Origin of the sequence: Roseobacter ponti (assembly GCF_012932215.1) — a bacterium.
GTDB lineage: Bacteria > Pseudomonadota > Alphaproteobacteria > Rhodobacterales > Rhodobacteraceae > Roseobacter > Roseobacter ponti.
Genome location: NZ_CP048788.1, coordinates 3,626,432 through 3,643,501, shown reverse-complemented (window position 1 = coordinate 3,643,501; position 17,070 = coordinate 3,626,432). Strand labels below are relative to the sequence as shown.

Below are 17,070 nucleotides of genomic sequence, written 5' to 3'. Positions count from 1 at the left end.
TCAATGCCGGCGATTGTTATCGCGCTTGTGAGTGCGTCGGTTGCGACGGCGCAGGAAGCCACATCGCGCCTCAAAGGGCTGGCAGGCGAAAACGACGCGATGGTCTGGCAGGCGGTGGGCCGTCTGGATGCCGATGAGACGGGCTTTTGCACGGCAACGCTCATTGCGCCTGATTTTGTCCTGACCGCCGCGCATTGCGTTTTTTCCCCGCGGACAGGCGAGGTTCTTGCGACTGAAGATCTGACTTTCCGCGCCGGGTTGCGCAACGGCAGAGTTGCGGCGGAACGGGCCATTTCACAGATCGAAGCGCACCCGCGCTACACGCCCGGTACCGGCGTCTCGGCCGATAATATCCGCTATGATGTTGCCCTGCTGCGACTTGACAGCCCGATCCCCACGCATGAGCTTGACCCGTTTCTGGTTGAAAGCCGCGCGTTTTCACCAGGTCCGGTGAGTGTGGTCTCTTATGGCCGGGGCCGTGCGGAAATGCCGTCGCGCCAGCGGGTCTGCCAGATGACTGATCAGCGCCAGGGTGTGCTGCTGCTCGACTGCAACGTCACTTTCGGCTCTTCCGGCGCACCGGTCTTCAGTCACGAAAACGGCCGCGGCCGGATCGTCTCCGTAATCTCGGGCATGGGTGTCTATGACGGCCGCAAAGTGGCCTACGGAATGTCTCTGCCCCAGGTGGTGGCGGATCTGAAACGGCAGATGCGGGCAAATGCCAGCAGACCGCCGGCTGCGGTAAAGCGGGTGACCGTGGGCACGCGTGTATCACCTGAGAGCCGCAACGGTGCGAAATTTGTCCGCCCCGGGGGGTCTTGAAAGCGCCGGTTCATTTCCCACATTGAGGGTGTTCCGGGTGCCTTTTTAAGGGCCCGGGCATATCGAAACCCCGCGGCGCGTCCCCCTTCGGAGCGCCCGGCGATTATCGCTCAATGAAAGAGGATGATGAACCATGCGTACTTTTGACTTTGCACCGCTTTACCGTGCCACCGTCGGCTTTGATCAGATTGCTGACCTGATGGACCGGGTGCTGACCACCGAAGGCACACAGCCTTCCTACCCCCCGTATAACATCGAAAAACTGGATGATGATTCCTACCGCATCTCCGTTGCGGTTGCCGGTTTCTCCGAGGCCGATCTGTCGGTCGAAGTGCGTGAAAACGCGCTGATCGTCTCCGCGCGCAAAGCGGATGAGGACGAGGACCGGACGTATCTGCACCGTGGCATCGCGACCCGCGCCTTTGAGCGCAGGTTCCACCTTGCGGACCATGTGCGCGTCAACGACGCGACCCACGCGGACGGCATGCTGCATATTGAGCTGCACCGCGAAGTGCCCGAGGCACTGAAACCGCGCCAGGTGTCCATTTCGTCCGCCAGGCAGATCGAAAAGGACGTTGTTGACAGCAAAGCTGTGAACTGAACCTGACGTTCAGATCTTTATGCGAAAGCCCGGCAGAAATGCCGGGCTTTTTTGCGTCGGGAGCCGGGCAAGGTGCGCACGATGAGATTAAAGCCACAGGGGGCAAAAACTGCTACAGGGCTCCGGAAATCCCGTTCAGGACGGATCCTGCATCTGGCCCACAGAAAAGAACATCGCTTTTCCTGAGTGGTCATCGACACCGTCATTGTCCGTGACGACAAAGCCGGTCCCCGAGAGCATAATTGCAAAGCCTTCGACCTTGTCCGGCACATGGCCGCCTGTGGATTTCAGATCGCCCGGTTCGGCTTTTCTGACGCCGGGCAGCTCATCGTCCGGAGACACCGTTCCCTTTAAGGCTGGCATCGCGGGGTCGGTGATGTTCACCTTGCCCGGAACACGAGGCGGGCTGTCGGCGTCAATCAGCGTCATGGCGTCCGCGCTCACGTTGATAATTTCCGGCGAACTTCCACGACTGGTATCTGTGCCCGACTCCATATTCGCGATCACAGGACAAGAGGCGATGCGGTTAAAATTCATGTTGGCAAAGGCTGTTGCGGCCATCAGGCCGGAACAGATGTCATGGAAAGCAGGCGGGGGGATGCGTGTCAGTCCGGTGAGGTGATACTGTCCGAGGCCGTGCCGCTGCTGTAACGTGCGGGTAAAGAATTTTATGTCAGTTTCGTGAAATCCGCTGGCGGGTGTCCGGGTTAGTCGCGCGGATAATTCCGGAAACCTGCATCCACAAGTTCGTGAATATAAGAGCGGGCGACATCCGGACTGATCATCGCGATCGAGGGGCGGCACGCCAGCGACACGAGGCCATGTACCGAGGCCCAGAGCAGCAAAAAGAACTGGCGATGCAGATCGGAGCCCGGATCACCACCACCGGCCCGGATCAGCATTTCCAGCAGTCCTTCCTGCAGATGCTGGGTTTTCACATCCAGTTGCAGATCTGAATCGCGCTCAAAGAGCATGTACCAGCGGCGCGGTTCTGAAACGGCGAAGTCGAAGTAGGCCTCGCCGATGGCCACCACCCGGTCGCGCGGCGCGGCATCACCTGCCTCTCTCAGGGCGGCGCGCAGATGTTGTGAGAGCCGGTCCGCGCAGCGTGCATTGATCGCCCGCACAACGCCGTTGAGATCGCCGAAGGCATTGTATAGCGAGCCCACGGAAATGCCGAGATCTTTGGCCAGGCCGCGCGCGGAAAGCGCACCGGCCCCTTTTTCGAGGACGATGCGCTCTGCCGCCAGGGTGGCGCGCTCCCGGATATCCGCAAGGTTCCGGTCGCGTCGGGAAAGCGTCTTTTCTTTTGTCATGCCTGCGTGTCTTGCCCGTATCACGCCTGTTTTGTCAAACTCAGAAAGACTGCGCCTTATAGGGTGTGTAGCGATAGATCTGTTGGGCCAGATCATGCTCCGCCATAAACCGTGCAAGCGATCCGAAGGTGGCGGTCGTGATGTCCCTGCCATGATCCGCTGTGGTCAGCGCGGCCGAGGAAGCGGGAGCAAAGAGACGTTTGAGGCTGCCGATTTGCACCGTATGAGGGTCGAAATGTGCGTTGATATTCGCCTTGATCTGCACCTTATCCGTGGTGCCGTAAAGGCTCGCCATCAGCACATCGAGCGTGTGTTCGGTGCAGTTCTGAAAAGTCGGTGACGCAGGGTTGGCCAGCACGGAATAGCGCGCATTGTGCAGTTGCGCATAAGCCGGGCTGCCGATGACGCCGAGCAGCTTTTTCTGCAGACGCTTATCGGGAATGATCACGCCCGCATCAAGCACGAAGGCACCGGCAAAGAAATCTGCGGGGCTGTCCTGCACCAGACGGCTGACGGTATCATCACCGGCCTGCTGATAGAGGTTATAGACGCGATACCCCCTGTAGGTGCTGCCGTCCTGGCGGGTCATCTGCGAGAAAACCCAGTAGGCGACATGAGTATAATCGATGCCATGGGGCAGGGTCTCGCGGTCACGGCCGACCCGGGCGACAATGGCGACATTGGCCCCGCGTGCCGCCAGATCACGTTCCAGGTTATCAGCAAAGGCCGCGACATCGGCCACAGGCAGCTTTTTGGCTGCGTTCTCCGTGCTGCCGGCCCCGGCAAGGGTCGGCAGCAGCATGGACATCAGAGCAGCACAAAGAATAGCAAAACGTTTCATCGGATATCTCCCTTGAATGGTGTGGATCAGTCGAGCGTGGGTGCCGGACCGGCAGCGATGCAGGGGGTGTGAAAACCCGCAGGTTTCGCGCCGTACCCCTGGACGTAGCAGGGATCAGTCTGCGGGGCCGCGTGGGTGGATCCGATCATGTCAGAGCCGGCGTCGATGGTGCTGGTTCCCAGTTCCTCAAGTGCCGATCCGGTTACAGCGAGGGTCGAGCCCACAGCAATAACAGGCACCGCAACAACAGTTGCCACACCCGAGGCGACAGCCGCACTGCCATGGCTCGCGGCGGCGGCGGCGTGTTCGGATGCCTGGCCTGAGTGTTGTCCGGACGGCCCGGCAAAAGCAGTTGTGGCAGTGAGGGCCATCGTCAGGCCGATAAGTGCTGAACGAATAAACATTGCGTTTCTCCTTTTGTGAACAATGTTCATGATAAGTAGGAGTGGTACGCTGATCCGTCAATAGATTTATGAACAAAGTTCACAAAATATCGTACGAGGCCGGGGAAACACGAATGACGGTTATGGAAATAAGGGGATAGAACGAAAAAAGGGCCGCAGAAAATGCGCGGCCCCCTTGGTTAATCATGTTTTCCGGTGTCAGACGGACATGCAGATGTACTTCATTTCGAGGTAATCATCGATGCCGTGATGCGAGCCTTCACGGCCCAGACCGGATTGTTTGACACCGCCGAACGGGCCGACCTCGGTTGAGATGATGCCGGTGTTCACGCCGACGATCCCGTATTCCAGAGCCTCGGCCACTTTGTAAACGCGGCTGAGGTCCTTGGCGTAGAAATAAGAGGCCAGACCAAAGATCGTGTCATTGGCCATTTCGATTACCTCATCCTCGTCTTCGAACTTGAAGAGCGGGGCGAGGGGGCCAAAGGTTTCTTCCTGCGCCACCTTCATCGACTGGGTGACCCCGGTGACGATTGTGGGCTCAAAGAATGTGCCGCCCTTTTCATGCTCTTTGCCGCCTGTCAGCACTGCGCCACCGTTGTCGACGACATCTTTCATGTGCTCTTTGACTTTTTCAACGGCCTCGGGGTTGATCAGCGGCCCGGTCGTGACGCCATCCTCAAGACCGTCACCGACCTTCAGGTTTTCGACCGCTACCTTCAGCTTTTCAGCAAAGGCATCATAGACGCCGGCCTGAACATAGATCCGGTTGGCGCAGACGCAGGTCTGGCCGTTATTGCGGAATTTGCAGAGCATCGCGCCTTCGACCGCAGCATCAAGATCCGCGTCATCGAAAACGATGAACGGTGCGTTGCCACCAAGCTCCATGGAGCACTTCATCACCTGGTCGGCCGCCTGTTTCAGCAGGATGCGACCGACTTCGGTAGAGCCGGTGAAGGTCAGTTTGCGCACGGCAGGGTTCTCACAGAATTCTTTGCCGATCTCGGAAGAAGACGATGATGTCACAACGTTGAACACACCCGCCGGAACGCCGGCGCGTTCGGCCAGCACACCCATGACAATCGCAGACAGCGGCGTCTCTTTGGCCGGACGCGCGACGAAAGAGCAGCCCACAGCCAGCGCAGGTGCTGCTTTGCGGGTGATCATCGCGTTGGGAAAGTTCCAGGGCGTGATCGAAGCCGCAACACCAATGGGCTGTTTCAGCACCATGATGCGTTTGTCGCGCTGGTGTCCCGGCACTGTCTCTCCATAGACGCGCTTGGCCTGTTCGCCCATGAATTCGATAAAGCTCGCACCATAGCCGATCTCGCCTTTGGCTTCGGCATGGGGTTTGCCCTGTTCTGCGGTCAGGATGGTCGCCAGATCGTCCGCGTTCTCCATCATCAGATCGAACCATTTGCGCATGACCGCCGCGCGCTCTTTGCCTGTCCATTTCGCCCATTCTTTCTGGGCGGTTTCAGCCAGGGCGATCGCATCTGCGACCTGCGCACGGCTGAGATCAGCCACTTCGGCGATCACATCGCCACGGGCCGGGTTCGTCACATCGAATGTGCCGTTGTCCCCGTCGACCCACTGGCCGCCGACATAGGCGCGCGTTTCGAGCAGGCTCGGATCTTTGAGCAGGGATTTAAGGTCGGTGTTTAGAATATCTTTCATTTCGGGTCCTCCGCGAAAATGACTGTAGTTCTCAAATCAAGTCTGGCTATGATTGTCCAGTTCCTAAAATCGGGTGTAACAAATGAAGCCACTGGACGATGCCTACGCCAATGCCGCCTACATAGAAGGCGCCGAGACCTGGCCACCGAAATGGCAGGCCGAGGCGGACCGTTTCCGCAAAAGCCTCGGACCGCGTGCCGAAATCTCAAACAGATACGGGTCGTCAGACCGCCAGGTGTTTGATTTCTTCAACGCGTCCGGGGTGCCGCGGGGCACTGTGATCTTTGTGCATGGCGGCTACTGGAAAGCCTTTGATCACACCTCATGGTCGCACCTTGCCGCCGGGCCGCTGTCTGCGGGCTGGTCCGTCGCCATGCCGGGGTACGATCTCTGTCCCGATCTGCGCATCAGTGAAATCACCCGCCAGGTGGCCGAAGCGGTTACCAAAATCGCCGGACGCACGGACGGGCCGCTGGTCCTGGCGGGACATTCCGCGGGCGGGCATCTGGTCGGTCGCATGACCGATCCGCTGATCCTGCCCGACGCTGTGCGCAGCAGGATAGTCCGCGTGGCCCCGGTTTCTCCCGTGGCTGATCTGACGCCGCTGATGGAGACCACCATGAACGAGATTCTGCAGATCGATGCGGCAGAAGCGCAGGCGGAAAGCCTCGTTAACATGGCGCCACCGCAAACGGAGGTAAAAATCTGGGTCGGTGCCGATGAACGGCCCGCATTTCTTGAGCAGGCGGATCTGCTGGCAAGAACATGGGGCGCGCGTCAGGTCATTGTGCCGGGCCGCCACCATTTCGATGTGATTGACGCCTTCACCGATCCCGACAGCGATCTGACAGCCTTTCTGACCGGCCAGTAGTCGGGCCGCCTGCGCGGCGGCCCGTGCATGTTATTGCACCTTTTCAGAGGTCCGCGGGTTTGACATGAACAGGAAAGTCACCTGCAGTTGATGAAACTGCGGCTTTTATGCCTATATCTCAGGCGACAACGCAGAAAGAAGGCACGGTAATGTTCGCACTGGCAAGACTGGTTTTCATCGGCTTTATCGTTCTGACGGTGGTCTATGTGTGCCTGTCGCTTTATTCACGGGCGCGCCGGCGGGAAAAACTCGAAGCGGCCTGGGACACGGACCGCGGACCGGGCAGCAAGGCGTCCTTCGTGGACGCAGGGCTGAAAGACTATGACGGCTCGCTCCGCCGCAAGCTCATCCTCGGCGTTTATGTGGTGCCCTCGCTGCTGGTCGCGCTGATCATTTATCTGACGAATTTCGCCTGAGAAAGGGCACGCCATGGTTTACGTGAAATGGACACTCATCATCGGCTTCTGGCTGCTGGTTGCCGGGTTTTTTCACTATACCCTGCCGCAGACAGACATCGTGCGTATCACCGACACCTATGAAAAGCGCATTGATCCCGGTGAGAACCGCCTGTTCTGGTCTCAGGCTGATATCGGCAGTGACACGACTGTCACCAGCCGTGACGTTTTCTTTATCCAGACACGCCGCGTGAACGGCGGCGTTATGGTGTACCGCAACGAGGATACCGGCTGGTCATGGCCGCCGTATTTCAAATTCGACACGTCCAACCTTCAGGCCGAAGCCGCGGACCAGCGCTCGACCGCCGACGATCCGCGCTATGTGGCGATCCGGCACTATGGCTGGCGCAACGAGTTCTTTTCGATCTTTCCCAACGCGATTTCCGTCAGGCCAGTCGCCGGGCCGGATGTGTCCAAACCGATCCCCTGGGTGAGCATTCTGATCCTGGGGATTGTTGCTGCAATCTGGTACGGTGTCTGGGTCCGCTGGCGCCGGTTCCGGGCAAAGCGCATCGATCCGACGCTGGAAGAGATGCAGCACAGCTGGGAAGCGACAGAAGACGCAATGGCAGAGCGCCGCGGTCGTCTGAGCGAATGGTGGGCCCGCCAGCGCGGCCGCCGGTAATGCCGGGCATGCCGCCTGCGGGTCTGTAATCCCGCCGCACGTTACGTGGCAGTACGATCAGGAGGACGCCTTTTGGATACAGAATCACTCGGACCTGACAGTATTGAATGGCTGGGAACACAGTACAGAACGATGATCGGTCAGGGCGCCTCCGGCGGCGCCATTTCGGTCACCGACAGCATTTCGCCGCCACATTCCGGCCCGCCGCGGCACATTCACCACGATGCCGATGAGACATTTGTCGTTCTGACCGGCGAGATCGGGTTCTGGCTGGACGGCAGAACCGAAGTGTGCGGACCGGGTGGGTCCGTGTTTATCCCGCGCGGCACGCCGCATACGTTTTCGGTGCTGAGCGATGTCCCGTCACGCCACCTGGTTATTCTGACACCGGGCGGGTTCGAGGGGTTCTTTGCAGAAATGGCGGAAGGTCAGTTCGCAATCCCGGATGACATGCCGCAGATTGAGGAAAGTGCCGCGCGGTTTAAGATGAGCTTCTGCGGCCCGCCGCTGTCGACGGATGACTTTGACCGCTGAGCGATCAGCCGCCCTTTGCCAGCATCCGCCCGAGAGGCCGGCCGCCAAGAATATGCACATGCAGATGCGGCACTTCCTGCACCCCGTGATCGCCCGCGTTTGAGATCATACGGAACCCTTCGCCCGCCGACAGCGTGACACCTTCCATCCGGCAGACCTCTGCAATGGCGCGGGTATAGTCGACGATCTCAGCATCGCCCGCTTCTGCTGCAAAGTGATCATAGCTGACATATGCGCCTTTGGGGATCACCAGCACATGCACGGGCGCCTGCGGATAGAGATCGCGGAACGCAAGGCTGTGGCTGGTTTCCAGCACGGTGGTATTGGGGATCTCGCCGCGAAGGATTTTCGCAAAGATATTCTGATCGTCGTAGGCATAGTCCATGCGGCTCTCCGGTTGCTCGTCAGTCTGCAAATAATCCGTCGGTCCCTGCAATCTCCCAGGCGCGCGCCTGCGGGATCGACAGGAAATCCGCCAGGGCTTTTGAATTCTCGCCGATGTCGGCAGTTTCGCGCATGCGGTTGAGATGATCAAACTCCGCGTCACGAATCCGGTCGCTTTCATAGGTAATATCGTTGCGGATGGTCGGTAAAAGGCGCGTGAGTGTCTCCTGGGACGTTTGCGGCCCGGCAAGGCCCACCCGCATCGCGTGCCCGATCAGGTACTCGTCTGAAAAGGCGCAGTCGATCTCCAGCATCCGTGTGACAGACCTGTCGGCGGCAAAATCCTGAAGCAGGCCGATATTGCCCGGGTCCATGCAGACAATCATCCGGTCGGTCTCGTAAAAATCAAACAGCATCCGCATCAGCGCACGCCGGTGCCGCGTGCGTTTTTCAAGCGAGGTCTGGATGCCGCCGAGATCGGGCAGGGGCGTGTCTTCCTCGTTAAAGAGATATTCGACCGACGGCACATTGGTGACCTGCCGCATCCGGTCCAGCACCCGTTTGGCCACATGCCATTTCTTGCAGATCACAATCATCAGCTCACGTTCACGCCCGAGGGTCGATTCCGTTTCCCAGAACCGCGGTGCGAACCGCCGCCCGATACGGCCGCGACCGGTGAGAAAGCTGAAAAGTTCAGGCCCCTCATCAGAAATCCGGAAATCCACTCCGGAGGCTGAATAAAGCAAACTCAGACGGCGTTTGAGATCATCTGCTTCGGGGCTGATCTTGCGGGCAAAGAGAAAATCCTGCCCGATCAGCATGTCGTAATGGTCGTTGTAGAACGTCACCGGCATACCGTAATCTGTGAACATCAGAAACGTCAGCGTGCGGTTGCGGATCTCTTCTGCGGGGATCAGATGCGGCACGATGGTCTGGAAAAAGGTCTCATCCGGGATCCAGGTGGTTTTGAAGAACCGCCGGATGTCGCGCCGTGATTTCACAAAATCCAGCACCTGCTCGACGGTCGAACGACGCAGGCACCACCACTGGCTCCCGATGCGGATCTGCAGGCCGTCGGGCAGTTTGCGCGACAGCCCCAGACGCCGCTGCATCTCCATCGAGGCGTAAAAGAGCGTCTTGCGGGCCCGTTCATTGAAAAAGTGGCGGTAGATCAGCCGTTCCTCTTTCATACCGGTTTTGATCCAGTCGCTTTCGAAATAGTCAAAGTTCTCGATGAAGTCGGTTTCATTGTCATCGAGATACCGATGGATGTACTCGCCGGTCTTGATCGCCATGCAATCGCCCGAGAGCATGTAGAAATGTGTGGCCCGCGGCCAAGCGCTCACAGCCGCTTCAAGCGCATTCAGGGTTGCCTGTACGAGCGACCATTCCCCCCAGCCGCAGCGCACCCGCCTCGTGGCAAAGGCGACACTCGCGTTTTTGGTCAGGGCCTTGCGGATCAGGTCAAAATCCTGCTCCGGCGCGCTGGCATCAAAGTGGATGGAGACATAATCACCGGCCGCCGTCAGACGCTCCGCCTGCCGGATAATGGCGCGCGGGTCCTTGTGACACAGCATAATATAGGCGATTCTTGCCATCAGGTGCTCTTACGGCGTGTTTTCAGTCTGCTCACAACAGTGATAAGCGCGAAGCCCGATTGAATAAACCGCATTTATTTGCTTTTTGTGAATATAAGAAGGCCATGACGCCAGAACGGGCTGTCAGGAGGATGAGCAGATGGGGTTTCCGGGAACCTGGATGACGACCAGCGAAAGCGTGGTCTATCGGGTCGTACCGAAATGTGCCTGCTCGACCATCGGGCAGATTATGTATTATTCCGATCACGGCGAGTACTTTGACGGCGATATCCATGACGCGCAAAGCGGGCTGCATAAATGGGCGCTGGAGGGCAGCAAAGAACCGATCACGCAGAATGTGCAGAACCACAGCTCTTATTCCTTCACCTGTGTGCGCAATCCCTACACCCGTATCCTGAGCTCGTTTTTTGACAAGATCTGCGGAATACAGCGCAACGGGCGGCGCTATCGCGGTAATCTCGTTCCTCAGCTCATTCAGCGTTATGGCATCGACGTTGGTGGCCCGGACGGCACCGGTGAATTTGACCAGATCGCCTCCTTCCGCCGCTTTCTGCTGTTTGCGCGCGACAGCATCCGGTTTCGCAAACCGATGGACCCGGACATCCACTGGTCGGCCATGTCGGGCCACATCAGCACCTTTATCGTGAATGGTGGCACCTATGACCGGATCATCTGGACCGAGGATTTCAATGCAGGTATGCAGGATGTGCTGGACGCCATCGAGACGCCTCATTCGGTCGAGCTGAGCAAGGTGCCGCGCTTTAACGAAAGCGCGGGGCACGGTCCGAAACGGCTTCACCCGGTAGAAGATTACTTTGACGATCTCTCGATGCACCTGGTGTATGAAATCTACAAACGGGACTTCCGGCTGTTTCGTTATGATTTCGAAAATCCGGCCAGCAAAGCGCCGCTGGGTGAGATCGATCTTGACGAGGTGCACGCAAAACTGGGCGACTGACCGGCTTACCTGCCGGTAAAGGGTCCAAGCATGCTGGTGCGGTAATCAACCTGAAAGAGATGATTATAAAGCTGTGCGACCCATTGCTTTCCTTCCATCGTCTGCTCCAGATGCACGAGGGCGGGGCCGATCAGCGGCTGCACCTGTGACCAGAAGAAATCCGGAAACTTTTCCATAAGGTCGACGGCGCTTTCATAGCCGAGCCGCTCGTTCATATCGGTTTCGCTGAATTCCTGGAACAGCGCGCCGATCTTGCGGTGATAAAACGGGTCCGCCATCTGTCCGATCAGGTCCGCCGCGCGCACCAGAGCAGGTTCGCTGGTGGTGGACTGATAATATTCGTCTTCGGGTACGGGAAAACGGGTGTAGTCTATCGCCCGGGCGATGCGTTCTTCGTCCACCACGGCAGAGCCCCGGAACCGGCGCGTGGCATACATCATTCCGCGGTCGACATGATAGGGTGCCAGAAACGCATCCGACGCTCCGCGCGGCGGGCTGATGGTGTCGCCGTTGCTGTTGATGACCACGTTGTTGTCGTCATCCCCCTCGACGATATCGCGCAGATAACCGATGTCATGCACCAGCAGCGCGATGATATAATGCAGCCAGTCATTGGGCTGAATGGCTTCTGTCACCAGACGCCCGCGCATGATCTGCTGGCCGACAAGTGTGACCATGATCGTGTGCTCGGCATTGTGATAAAGCGCATCTGAATTGCCCAGCCGTTCCAGCACCATTTTTGCGCAGCCGTTGATGTAGGCGGCGTATTCCGGGTCGCGGCCCGAAAAGTAATCCAGAAAGGTTTCAGACAGGTGCTCGCCGAAAGACGAAGCAAGGGTCGCCGTGGGATTGAACATCACAGTCGCGGACTCCGGAACGGAACGGTACGTCCTGCATACACTATTTGCGCGCCCCTGGGTATCTGCTTCGCGTGTTGCACGTGACCCCGGCTTGCACGACCCGGTCTGACGCCTTACATCCGCAGCATGGCACAGGTGAAAACATCCTCCAAATCCGACCCGAATTACAAGGTGGTCGCCGAAAACCGCCGCGCGCGGTTTGATTATGCGATCGAGGAAGACCTCGAGTGCGGGATTATCCTTGAGGGCTCTGAAGTGAAGTCGCTGCGCGAGGGCGGCGCCAATATCGCTGAGAGCTATGCAGCGGTCGAGGATGGTGAACTCTGGCTCGTGAACGCCTATGTGGCGCCCTACAAACAGGCAAAGACGTTCCAGCACGATGAACGCCGCCGCCGCAAACTGCTCGTAAGCCGCAAGCAGCTGTCAAATCTGTGGAACAGCACACAGCGCAAAGGCATGACCCTCGTGCCGCTGGTGCTCTATTTTAACCATCGTGGCATGGCCAAGATCAAAATCGGCATCGCCAAAGGCAAAAAACTGCATGACAAGCGCGAGACTTCGGCCAAACGCGACTGGTCTCGCCAGAAGTCCAGGCTGCTCAAAGAACACAGCTGACCGTACAGCTCTGATGCGGTGCGTGGTCTTGCCACCAAAGCCCTCTGACGATAATCAGACGGTTGTCTGATAGCAGGGGGTGCCGCATGGCCGACGATCCGAAAACGCTTGTCTCTACGGAATGGCTGGGCCAGCACCTCAAAGACCCCGATCTGCGCATTCTGGATGCCTCATGGTACCTGCCCGAGGCCGGCCGCGATGCCCGCGCGGAGTATGACGAAGCCCATATCCCCGGTGCCAGGTTCTTTGACATTGACGATATCTCGGATGCCCGCTCGGATCTGCCGCATATGGCGCCGCCGGTTGAAAAATTCATGTCCCGGCTGAGGGCGATGGGCGTGGGCGACGGGCATCAGGTGGTGATCTATGACGGCGCGGGCCTTTTGTCAGCGGCGCGGGTCTGGTGGCTTTTCCGGCTGATGGGGCAGGAGAACGTGGCTGTGCTGGACGGCGGTTTCCCAAAGTGGAAGGCCGAAGAGCGCCCGACCGAAGATATGCCCCCGGTGATCCGTGACCGGCATATGACCGTGCGGTTTCAGAACCACCTGGTGCGCGATGTGACCCAAGTTTCCGCGGCCTCAAAACTTGCGGACTACGCGATTGTCGATGCCCGCGCCGGCGTGCGGTTTCGCGGCGAAGCGCCTGAGCCCCGCGAGGGTCTGCGCCCGGGTCATATCCCCGGGTCGCGCAGCCTGCCCTACACGACCCTGCTCAACAGTGACAAAACGATGAAAAGCACCGATGAGATCACGGCGGCCTTCAAAGACGCCGGTGTCGATCTGAGCAAGCCTGTGATCACCACCTGCGGCTCAGGCGTGACGGCCGCGATCCTGGCGCTGGCGCTGGAGCGTACCGGCCACCGCAAGTGGTCACTTTATGACGGATCCTGGGCCGAGTGGGGGATGTTCCCCACCGTGCCCGTTGCAACCGGAGAAGCCTGATGTTTGAGACGCTCGAAGACCGCCCCGTCGACGGTATCCTCCGGCTGATGCAGGAGTACCGCGATGACCCCCGCGAGGTGAAGATCGATCTTGGCGTGGGTGTGTACAAAGATGCAACCGGGCTCACCCCCGTGATGCGCGCGGTAAAAGCCGCCGAACACCAGCTCTGGGAGACCCAGGACAGCAAGGTCTACACCGGCCTGACCGGTGATCCGGCCTTTGCCGATGCGCTTATCGGGCTGGTGCTCGACGGAGCCGTCCCGCGTGAGAAGATTGCTGCTGCCGCCACGCCGGGCGGTACAGGTGCCGTGCGTCAGGCCTTTGAACTGATCCGCTTGGCCCGCCCTGATGCGCGGGTCTTTGTCTCGGATCCGACATGGCCCAACCACCTGTCCATCCTGAGCTATCTCGGCATGGAAATGATCCCCTACCGCTATTTTGATGAGGAAAGCCGCGGCGTCGATTTCGACGGGATGATCGCGGACATCCGCAAGGCAAAACCCGGAGATGTGGTTCTGCTGCATGGCTGCTGTCACAATCCGACGGGCGCCAATCTCAATATGACCGAGTGGCAGGCCGTGCTCGACGTGCTGCTTGAGACAGGTGCCGTGCCGATGATCGACATCGCTTATCAGGGCTTCGGCGACGGCCTTGAGGAGGATGCCGCCGCAACGCGGCTCGTGGCCTCATCCGTGCCTGAATGCCTGATCGCCGCAAGCTGTTCGAAGAACTTCGGCATCTATCGCGAGCGCACCGGACTGCTGATGGCGATCAGCAGCAACGCCGATGCCCGCAAACGCAACCAGGATACGCTGGCCTTTCTCAACCGCCAGAATTTCAGCTTCCCGCCCGATCACGGCGCGCGTCTGGTGACAATGATCCTGAACGATGATGCTTTGCGCGCCGACTGGATGGCTGAACTGGAAGAGGTGCGCACCAGTATGCTCGGACTGCGTCAGCAGCTTGCTGATGAGTTGCAACGCCTGTCGGGGTCGGACCGTTTCGGATTTCTGGCACAGCACCGCGGTATGTTCTCGCGTCTTGGCACCACCCCCGAAAAGGTGGCGGAGATGCGTCGCGACAGCGGGATTTACATGGTCGCCGACAGCCGGATGAATATCGCCGGCCTGAACGCGCAGACCATACCCGTGCTGGCCCGCGCGATCATCGACGCGGGTATCTGACGCTTTTCGCTTTGAATGCGATTCCCGCGACTTCCAGGTCGCGGGAGTGCCGGAATTGGGAGACAAAAACCGTTCACCTTCTCAGGATGAGATCGGAGCATCAGCTATCGCTCAGATAAAGGGTTCATCAGCAATCGCCTGAACAACTCTTGCCAGCCTTTCGCGGATGTAGGCTTCATTTGGTCCGACACCCAATCCCATATATTCGGTCTCGACAAAAAAGAGGTATTCGACAACGTCGTCCATGGACCTTTGATTTCGCAGCATTCGCGCAGCTTTGACGAGGTAGGTGTCATATTCATCTTCGAATGGCTCATCTTTCCAACCCTCAATCCGGTCGTTCAGTCCGATCGGGTCCCAGTGTGACCAACCGATTTCCCTGAGCTTGTTTAAATTGATTTTTGGGCGGGCCTTTTTCATGCATCAAATTCTGTATTTCAGCGTCACATTTTACAACGGGCAATTGATCACATCCGACTCAGTGCCGTCGTTTGCCGCATCTGATAAGTATTTTACCGATGTCCGGCGCGCATCTGACGGAGGGTGGAATTCGTCACGACGGAATACGCGCGGAAACACCCGTGAAAACCGGACGGTACAGGGCCGGCACAAAAAAAGCCCGGGCGCGAGCGCCCGGGCAGGTGGTGTTCTCCGGGAGGAGAGGAAAGTCAGCCTTTGGCGAACTCGGGGTAGGCTTCCATGCCAAGCTCGGAGACGTCGAGACCGTTGATCTCGTCTTCTTCGCTGACGCGGATACCCATAGTTGCTTTGAGGATGAACCAAACCACGAGGCTGGCGACGAAGGTGAAGACACCGTAGGCAACGATCCCTGTCAGCTGTGTCATCAGGCTTGCTTCGCCGTAGAAGATCACCGCGATGGTACCCCAGATCCCTGCAAAGAGGTGGACCGGGATGGCGCCGACAACGTCGTCGAGCTTCATCTTGTCGAGCATCGGAATGGTCAGAACCACGATGATACCACCAACAGCACCAATCCAGAGTGCGCCAAAGAGTGTCGGCGCGAGAGGTTCAGCCGTGATCGACACCAGACCCGCCAGCGCGCCGTTCAGCACCATGGTAAGGTCAGGCTTCTTGTAGAGAATCTGCGTCAGGATCAGCGCCGTAACAGCACCCGCTGCCGCTGCCATGTTGGTGTTCGCAAAGATGCGGCTGACGTCAGACACGTCGCCCACGGTGCCCATGGCTAGCTGTGAGCCGCCGTTAAAGCCAAACCAGCCGAGCCACAGGATGAACGTACCCAACGTGGCGAGTGCGAGGTTTGAGCCGGGCATCGGGTTTACCCTGCCGTCTTTGTACTTGCCCAGACGGGGTCCGAGTACGATGACACCGGCCAGCGCGGCCCAGCCACCCACGGAATGCACAACTGTGGAGCCCGCGAAGTCCGAAAAGCCCATCTCGCTCAGCCAGCCGCCGCCCCACTGCCAGGAGCCGGAGATCGGGTACATAAAGCCGGTGAGCACAACGACGAATATCAGAAAGGGCCAGAGCTTGATGCGCTCTGCCACAGCACCCGACACGATGGACGCGGTAGCAGCAACAAACACCAGCTGGAAGAAGAAGTCGGACCCGACGGAGGCATAATCCAGTGCGGCATCAGCAGCCGAAACACCAACGGCGTCGAGCACCGTCTGGCCTCCGATAGCGAAATAGCCGTTGAAGTCGCCCGGATACATCGTGTTGAAGCCAACGATCCAGTACATGATCGCCGCGATGGAGAAGAGCGCGATGTTCTTGGTCATCTGCATTGTTACGTTCTTGGAACGCACAAGGCCGCCTTCGAGCATGGCAAAGCCTGCTGCCATGAAGAAAACGAGGAAGCCTGCCATACAGAAGAGCAGTGTAGTCATGATATAGGGGCCGATTTCATCGAACCCCGGGGCCGCGTCCTGCGCGAAGGCCAGCGTCGGCAGCGCGGTCAGCGCAGCGGCAGCGGCAAGTGTCTTGAAGTGTGTCATAATGGTTATCCCTGGATGATGCCGCTTTACAGAGCGTCTTCGTTGGTTTCGCCGGTGCGCACGCGCACAGCCTGATCGACGCCGAGGACAAAGATCTTGCCGTCACCGATTTTTCCGGTATGGGCCGTCTTTGTTATGGTTTCGACGATCTGATCAACGCTGCTTTCGGGCACGACGATCTCGATTTTCACTTTCGGTACGAAGTTCACGGCGTATTCGGCGCCACGGTAGATTTCTGTGTGGCCGGACTGGGAGCCAAATCCCTTGATTTCCGTGACCATCATGCCGCGCACACCGGCTTCAGTCAGTGCTTCACGGACCTCCTCCAGCTTGAACGGCTTGATTGTTGCTATGATGAGTTTCACCTCTGATCCCCTTGAACTGGGCAGGTTGTCCTGCGTTTTACGC

General features: G+C 58.7%; 21 protein-coding genes. 10 read left to right on the top strand and 11 right to left on the bottom strand.

Translation table 11 applies throughout. The features are described 5' to 3' along the window. Positions 1-3: 3 nt before the first annotated feature. A complete protein-coding gene (locus G3256_RS17530; RefSeq protein WP_169642049.1) occupies positions 4-822 on the top strand; it encodes a trypsin-like serine peptidase in 819 nt (272 codons plus the stop codon). A gap of 133 nt (positions 823-955) precedes the next feature. Continuing rightward, positions 956-1,423, top strand: coding sequence for an Hsp20 family protein (locus G3256_RS17525; protein WP_169642048.1), 468 nt, complete (start codon positions 956-958; stop codon positions 1,421-1,423). A 135-nt stretch (positions 1,424-1,558) separates the two neighbouring features. On the opposite strand, the gene G3256_RS17520 is transcribed toward G3256_RS17525, so the two are convergent. The 5 genes from G3256_RS17520 to G3256_RS17500 all read right to left on the bottom strand — a co-directional run bounded on the left by G3256_RS17520 (position 1,559) and on the right by G3256_RS17500 (position 5,661). Then, complete coding sequence (locus G3256_RS17520; protein WP_169642047.1) at positions 1,559-1,867, bottom strand: hypothetical protein; 309 nt, start codon at positions 1,865-1,867, stop codon at positions 1,559-1,561. 263 nt (positions 1,868-2,130) lie between these two features. Beyond that, entirely contained in the window at positions 2,131-2,739 is a 609-nt protein-coding gene (locus G3256_RS17515; RefSeq protein WP_169642046.1) for a TetR/AcrR family transcriptional regulator, read from the bottom strand. A 40-nt stretch (positions 2,740-2,779) separates the two neighbouring features. Further along, the gene (locus G3256_RS17510) at positions 2,780-3,580 is read right to left on the bottom strand and encodes a DUF2145 domain-containing protein (RefSeq protein ID WP_169642045.1); all 801 of its coding nucleotides are present in this window, start codon (positions 3,578-3,580) and stop codon (positions 2,780-2,782) included. A 26-nt stretch (positions 3,581-3,606) separates the two neighbouring features. Next, on the bottom strand, positions 3,607-3,984 hold the full coding sequence (locus tag G3256_RS17505; protein WP_169642044.1) for a hypothetical protein: 378 nt from the start codon (positions 3,982-3,984) through the stop codon (positions 3,607-3,609). Between the two features lie 198 nt (positions 3,985-4,182). Continuing rightward, positions 4,183-5,661: an NAD-dependent succinate-semialdehyde dehydrogenase gene (locus G3256_RS17500; protein WP_169642043.1), complete on the bottom strand. Its 1,479-nt coding sequence runs from the start codon at positions 5,659-5,661 to the stop codon at positions 4,183-4,185. 82 nt (positions 5,662-5,743) lie between these two features. Between G3256_RS17500 and G3256_RS17495 the strand changes: the two genes are divergently transcribed. The 4 genes from G3256_RS17495 to G3256_RS17480 all read left to right on the top strand — a co-directional run bounded on the left by G3256_RS17495 (position 5,744) and on the right by G3256_RS17480 (position 8,146). Further along, positions 5,744-6,532, top strand: coding sequence for an alpha/beta hydrolase (locus tag G3256_RS17495; protein ID WP_169642042.1), 789 nt, complete (start codon positions 5,744-5,746; stop codon positions 6,530-6,532). A gap of 149 nt (positions 6,533-6,681) precedes the next feature. After that, complete coding sequence (locus G3256_RS17490) at positions 6,682-6,948, top strand: hypothetical protein (protein WP_169642041.1); 267 nt, start codon at positions 6,682-6,684, stop codon at positions 6,946-6,948. A 13-nt stretch (positions 6,949-6,961) separates the two neighbouring features. Then, the gene (locus tag G3256_RS17485; RefSeq protein WP_169642040.1) at positions 6,962-7,612 is read left to right on the top strand and encodes a DUF1523 family protein; all 651 of its coding nucleotides are present in this window, start codon (positions 6,962-6,964) and stop codon (positions 7,610-7,612) included. A gap of 72 nt (positions 7,613-7,684) precedes the next feature. Continuing rightward, a complete protein-coding gene (locus G3256_RS17480; protein WP_246227677.1) occupies positions 7,685-8,146 on the top strand; it encodes a cupin domain-containing protein in 462 nt (153 codons plus the stop codon). A gap of 4 nt (positions 8,147-8,150) precedes the next feature. Here G3256_RS17480 and G3256_RS17475 read toward each other — a convergent pair whose 3' ends face one another. Both G3256_RS17475 and G3256_RS17470 read right to left on the bottom strand, forming a co-directional pair. After that, on the bottom strand, positions 8,151-8,531 hold the full coding sequence (locus tag G3256_RS17475) for an HIT domain-containing protein (protein ID WP_169642039.1): 381 nt from the start codon (positions 8,529-8,531) through the stop codon (positions 8,151-8,153). Positions 8,532-8,550: 19 nt separating this feature from the next. Continuing rightward, entirely contained in the window at positions 8,551-10,128 is a 1,578-nt protein-coding gene (locus G3256_RS17470; protein WP_169642038.1) for a DUF5928 domain-containing protein, read from the bottom strand. 139 nt (positions 10,129-10,267) lie between these two features. Between G3256_RS17470 and G3256_RS17465 the strand changes: the two genes are divergently transcribed. Next, entirely contained in the window at positions 10,268-11,086 is an 819-nt protein-coding gene (locus G3256_RS17465; protein WP_169642037.1) for a sulfotransferase family protein, read from the top strand. Between the two features lie 5 nt (positions 11,087-11,091). On the opposite strand, the gene G3256_RS17460 is transcribed toward G3256_RS17465, so the two are convergent. Next, on the bottom strand, positions 11,092-11,946 hold the full coding sequence (locus G3256_RS17460) for a hypothetical protein (RefSeq protein ID WP_206040768.1): 855 nt from the start codon (positions 11,944-11,946) through the stop codon (positions 11,092-11,094). 126 nt (positions 11,947-12,072) lie between these two features. Between G3256_RS17460 and smpB the strand changes: the two genes are divergently transcribed. The 3 genes from smpB (at position 12,073) to G3256_RS17445 (ending at position 14,686) form a co-directional block, all read left to right on the top strand. Continuing rightward, positions 12,073-12,561: an SsrA-binding protein SmpB gene (gene smpB, locus G3256_RS17455; RefSeq protein ID WP_169642036.1), complete on the top strand. Its 489-nt coding sequence runs from the start codon at positions 12,073-12,075 to the stop codon at positions 12,559-12,561. 86 nt (positions 12,562-12,647) lie between these two features. Then, positions 12,648-13,502, top strand: coding sequence for a 3-mercaptopyruvate sulfurtransferase (gene sseA, locus G3256_RS17450; protein WP_169642035.1), 855 nt, complete (start codon positions 12,648-12,650; stop codon positions 13,500-13,502). Next, positions 13,502-14,686: an amino acid aminotransferase gene (locus G3256_RS17445; RefSeq protein WP_169642034.1), complete on the top strand. Its 1,185-nt coding sequence runs from the start codon at positions 13,502-13,504 to the stop codon at positions 14,684-14,686. The genes sseA and G3256_RS17445 overlap by 1 nt, the downstream gene beginning before the upstream one ends. A 111-nt stretch (positions 14,687-14,797) precedes the next feature. Here G3256_RS17445 and G3256_RS17440 read toward each other — a convergent pair whose 3' ends face one another. The 3 genes from G3256_RS17440 to G3256_RS17430 form a co-directional block, all read right to left on the bottom strand. Continuing rightward, positions 14,798-15,106, bottom strand: a complete 309-nt coding sequence (locus G3256_RS17440; RefSeq protein WP_169642033.1) for a hypothetical protein — start codon at positions 15,104-15,106, stop codon at positions 14,798-14,800. A 248-nt stretch (positions 15,107-15,354) separates the two neighbouring features. Continuing rightward, the gene (locus G3256_RS17435) at positions 15,355-16,662 is read right to left on the bottom strand and encodes an ammonium transporter (protein ID WP_169642032.1); all 1,308 of its coding nucleotides are present in this window, start codon (positions 16,660-16,662) and stop codon (positions 15,355-15,357) included. A gap of 26 nt (positions 16,663-16,688) precedes the next feature. Continuing rightward, a complete protein-coding gene (locus tag G3256_RS17430) occupies positions 16,689-17,027 on the bottom strand; it encodes a P-II family nitrogen regulator (RefSeq protein ID WP_169642031.1) in 339 nt (112 codons plus the stop codon). Between the last annotated feature and the right edge of the window lie 43 nt (positions 17,028-17,070).

What these genes read in the sequence shown, in the direction of transcription:
- G3256_RS17530 (WP_169642049.1), top strand. Translation starts at nt 4, where the DNA reads ATGCCGGCGATTGTTATCGCGCTTGTGAGTGCGTCGGTTGCGACGGCG.
- G3256_RS17525 (WP_169642048.1), top strand. Translation starts at nt 956, where the DNA reads ATGCGTACTTTTGACTTTGCACCGCTTTACCGTGCCACCGTCGGCTTT.
- G3256_RS17515 (WP_169642046.1), bottom strand. Translation starts at nt 2,739, where the DNA reads ATGACAAAAGAAAAGACGCTTTCCCGACGCGACCGGAACCTTGCGGAT.
- G3256_RS17510 (WP_169642045.1), bottom strand. Translation starts at nt 3,580, where the DNA reads ATGAAACGTTTTGCTATTCTTTGTGCTGCTCTGATGTCCATGCTGCTG.
- G3256_RS17505 (WP_169642044.1), bottom strand. Translation starts at nt 3,984, where the DNA reads ATGTTTATTCGTTCAGCACTTATCGGCCTGACGATGGCCCTCACTGCC.
- G3256_RS17500 (WP_169642043.1), bottom strand. Translation starts at nt 5,661, where the DNA reads ATGAAAGATATTCTAAACACCGACCTTAAATCCCTGCTCAAAGATCCG.
- G3256_RS17495 (WP_169642042.1), top strand. Translation starts at nt 5,744, where the DNA reads ATGAAGCCACTGGACGATGCCTACGCCAATGCCGCCTACATAGAAGGC.
- G3256_RS17490 (WP_169642041.1), top strand. Translation starts at nt 6,682, where the DNA reads ATGTTCGCACTGGCAAGACTGGTTTTCATCGGCTTTATCGTTCTGACG.
- G3256_RS17485 (WP_169642040.1), top strand. Translation starts at nt 6,962, where the DNA reads ATGGTTTACGTGAAATGGACACTCATCATCGGCTTCTGGCTGCTGGTT.
- G3256_RS17475 (WP_169642039.1), bottom strand. Translation starts at nt 8,531, where the DNA reads ATGGACTATGCCTACGACGATCAGAATATCTTTGCGAAAATCCTTCGC.
- G3256_RS17470 (WP_169642038.1), bottom strand. Translation starts at nt 10,128, where the DNA reads ATGGCAAGAATCGCCTATATTATGCTGTGTCACAAGGACCCGCGCGCC.
- G3256_RS17465 (WP_169642037.1), top strand. Translation starts at nt 10,268, where the DNA reads ATGGGGTTTCCGGGAACCTGGATGACGACCAGCGAAAGCGTGGTCTAT.
- smpB (WP_169642036.1), top strand. Translation starts at nt 12,073, where the DNA reads ATGGCACAGGTGAAAACATCCTCCAAATCCGACCCGAATTACAAGGTG.
- sseA (WP_169642035.1), top strand. Translation starts at nt 12,648, where the DNA reads ATGGCCGACGATCCGAAAACGCTTGTCTCTACGGAATGGCTGGGCCAG.
- G3256_RS17445 (WP_169642034.1), top strand. Translation starts at nt 13,502, where the DNA reads ATGTTTGAGACGCTCGAAGACCGCCCCGTCGACGGTATCCTCCGGCTG.
- G3256_RS17440 (WP_169642033.1), bottom strand. Translation starts at nt 15,106, where the DNA reads ATGAAAAAGGCCCGCCCAAAAATCAATTTAAACAAGCTCAGGGAAATC.
- G3256_RS17435 (WP_169642032.1), bottom strand. Translation starts at nt 16,662, where the DNA reads ATGACACACTTCAAGACACTTGCCGCTGCCGCTGCGCTGACCGCGCTG.